2 protein-coding genes and 1 pseudogene are annotated in these 3713 nt (G+C 40.5%); 1 reads left to right on the top strand and 2 read right to left on the bottom strand.

All coding sequences use genetic code 11. From position 1 onward, the window contains the following. The coding region (locus ACN1CN_RS22600) for a beta strand repeat-containing protein (protein ID WP_419137925.1) at nucleotides 1-2569 on the bottom strand (2569 nt) is incomplete at its 3' end. Between the two features lie 64 nt (nucleotides 2570-2633). On the opposite strand from ACN1CN_RS22600, the pseudogene ACN1CN_RS22605 reads away from it, so the two are divergent. Continuing rightward, nucleotides 2634-2981: pseudogene (locus tag ACN1CN_RS22605) on the top strand (conjugal transfer protein TraG); the annotation flags it as partial. A gap of 549 nt (nucleotides 2982-3530) precedes the next feature. On the opposite strand, the gene ACN1CN_RS22610 reads toward ACN1CN_RS22605, so the two are convergent. Then, nucleotides 3531-3713, bottom strand: a 183-nt coding sequence (locus ACN1CN_RS22610) for a hypothetical protein (protein WP_419137927.1), incomplete at its 5' end; no start/stop codon positions are given.

Here is a 3713-nt window from a genome sequence, read left to right on the forward strand (position 1 = left end):
CACTTGATTTTTGCCATTTTACAATACTACCTGTATTATCTGATAAAGTTAAATCGGCAGGTGAATTTCCTGAACATATCGTTTGTGGTGAAGAGACTACTCCGCCTACTGAAACCGGATTTACTGTAATTGTTCCTGTGGCTGTTACAACTCCGCAGCCTCCTGTTAAGGTTATGGTGTAATTAAATGGACTACCTCCTGTTGTGGATGGCATTCCTGAAATTTTTACCACGTTTCCTGTAAAATTCCCTGTAACTCCTGTAGGCAAACCACTAAATGCAATTCCTGTAGCTCCTGTAGTCGTATAAGTGATGCCCGTAATTGGTGTGTTGATGCATATTGTTTGACTATCAGTACCTACCGTTGAACTCAATGTAATGCTATTATTGTTTGGGTTTACAGTGATGTCCTTTGTGTTGTTTGCACATCCTATGTTATAAGTAATTGTAGCCGTTCCTGCTGCTACTCCTGTGACTACTCCTGTGATATTATCAACTGTGGCAATAGAAGTGTCGCTACTTGACCATACTCCGCCAGAGTCACCATCTGAGGTAAATGGTGTGGTGCTTGCTATGCAAATGTTATCGGCTCCTATTACGGTTCCTGCATTTGGAGGTGTTAATACCGTAATCGTTCCCGTAGTATTTTGCATGCTTCCACAACCTCCCTCTAAGGTTACCGTATAACCAAATGGACTACCTGTCGTTGTAGACGGTGTTCCGGAAATAGTTACAACATTTGCGAAAAAATCCCCTGTAACCCCAGCAGGCAATCCACTAAATGTAACTCCTGTAGCCCCAGCAGTCGCATAAGTGATGTTTGTAATTGCTGTGTTGACACATTTTGTTTGACTATCGGTACCCGCCGACGAACTCAATGTAATTGTATTGTTTGGATTTACCGTGATGGTTCCTGTGGCAGTTATTATTCCGCAACCTCCCGTCAAGGTAATAGTATAATTAAATGGACTTCCTGTAGTTGTCAATGGTGTTCCGGAAATAGTTACCAGGTTTCCTGTGAAATTCCCTGTAATTCCTGCAGGCAAGCCACTAAATATAGCTCCAGTAGCACCTGTAGTCGTATAAGTGATGTCCGTGATTGGTGCGTTTATACATTTTGTTTGACCATCAGTACCCACCGAATCCAATATAATAGTATTGTCAGGATTTACCGTTACGACTTTTGTGTTCTGTGCACATCCTACTAAGGCATAGGTAATTGTGGCAGAGCCTGCTCCTACTCCTATTACTATTCCTGTGAAACGATCAACTGTGGCAATAGAAGTGTTATCGCTTGTCCATACTCCGCCAGGTTCACCATCTGAGGTAAATAGTGTTGTACTTGTGATACAAATGTTACTGGTACCTGATATTACCCCTGCATTGGCAGTCATAGCAATAGTTACTGTGGCTGGTAAACTTTCCGCTCCTGCGGCATCTATTTCACTAAAAGTGAAAGATATGTCTGAACCATCAACAGGATCTGCAATCAAAAGGGTTGGGGTATAAGTAGGGATCTCTTGCCCTATTGTTACTGTACTACCATTGTATTTTAATTCTCCATTGGTTGGTAAGGTCACTACTTTTATGGTATTAGTACCACTATTACCATCATAAGTACCATCTTCTAAATCACTACCTGTTAAAGTAGGTATCGTTATCTGAGTTCCTGCCTGAACATTAGGCTGACATTCTTTTATATTATTAGCTACTGGTCTTTTATTAATCCCAAAATCATTATTTCCCACATTTACATAAGGATCAGATACATAAACATTGGTCAAAATACCATCTATAGTAGCATCGTTTTCCCATGTGTTCATCCAGCCTGGAGGCAAACCCGGACTCGGAGGAGGAGAACCAACAATTCCTGCAGCTGTACTCAAAAGAATACTATAAATTTCTGTATTGGGTTTTATGAAAGAAAAATTATAAGTCCCTGAAATATCAGTTCCGTCTGCTCTAAAAGTACCAGTTGGAGCAACTGCAGCATTAGCCACTACATTTCCAGCTTGATTTACCAATATAGCTATCAAACCACCGGCATTAGTCCCTAATACTACTGAATCGTATGGGTTTCCTCCATTGGCATCATCATAGACTGTACCTCCTATTTGCATCGGCCTATAATCCTCTACTTCTCCATTGGTATAAATATCATCAAATCCTGTAAAAAGTATTTCTTTGTCTGACACAATAAGTCTTGTCGGATAATAATTTGAAGTATTGATAGGCTGCGTTACAGGAAACGAAATTATATCACCCGCGGTACCACTACCACTATGAAAAGCAGACACACCATCATCGGCAAAATTACCATTTCTATTCCAGTCAAACCATACTCCATAATATACTTTAGTACCAAGAGTATTACTGCTTAATTTTATACTAGCTGTACCCTCTATACCAGAAGTTAATACGAGATTTAATCCATCGTCAAAAGTATCACTGTTTGCTGCTGATCCATCAAATTCATCTCCTAACCTAGCTGGATCAATACTTATACCTGTACCTGCCCAAACAGCACCGTTGCTTCCTGAAGGCATACCTGCTCCATCAAGGCAGCTCAATACTCTTGCCTGTGCTCCTGGCCATGGTGCAAGACTCCCCCCAAAAAGATCACTATAATCGTAGGCAGATTACATTCGATATTTATTCAAAACCGTGCGTAAATTCTTTGGAGAAGCCATTGTAGTCACTCAGGAAGTAGAAGATATTATTTCTTCACCAGTAATCAAGCAAGCAATTATCAATAACAGTGATTGTAAGATACTACTGGATCAGAGTAAGTACCAAAACAAGTTCGAGCAAATCCAAGAATTACTTGGACTTACTGAAAAAGAAAAAGCACTGGTGCTCTCGGTAAATAAAGCCAATGACCCTGACAAAAAATACAAGGAAGTATTTATTTCACTTGGAGGTATGCAATCGAAAGTATACCGCACCGAAGTATCCCTTGAAGAATACCTCGTGCGCCCATAAGGGCATATAGCAAATGTGGTTTGGCAACCACTGGGCAAGTGTTTATAACGCCCATCAACAGCTGACTTATCCGAACGGGAAACTCGACGGGGAGTGTAGCATGTCAGAAAAGCCACAAGTCAACTAACTATTAAGTTGCGACTGAGTGGCAAGTTGAAAAGTTAGATATAAGGATGAAGTCTGGATTGATTGAACGATAGTCTGAACGGTCGGTTCTTGGGCTATGACGGAAAATAGTTATAAACGTCATACTGTGGTACTATACTAATGTTAGGTAGTAGTTATAGCATAAACAAACCACAGCGTAGCTGCAATAAGCAGAAAAAGGCGAACATCGCATCCGAGAATCTAACATGCCAATAGTTGCTATATGTCTAAATGGGGATTGCCTAAGTCGAAATGCCACTAGTGTGGCTATGGAGAAAAGCTCCTGAATATTCGATAAGGTAACGGAGCCTCTGTAGTAGTCTGAGCAAGGGAAAGCCTTGTACATGGCGAAGGGAGGCAGTCAATTTAGTTTAATACGGTTAATGGAAAATGTGAGAGACATTATGAGAAATCCAGAATTAGTATTGAACAGTCTAATAAAGCACAGCGGAGATTCGAGTGCAAATTCCGGTTATATTGATCACCCCATTCCGTTTTAAAGTGAGCACCTGATTCCAGTTCAAAATGACCACCTAATTCCGGAGCAAAATGACCACCTCCGTTTTGATTAAAAACTATATTTTT

The organism is Flavobacterium sp. T12S277 (assembly GCF_048514875.1).
Lineage (GTDB): Bacteria > Bacteroidota > Bacteroidia > Flavobacteriales > Flavobacteriaceae > Flavobacterium.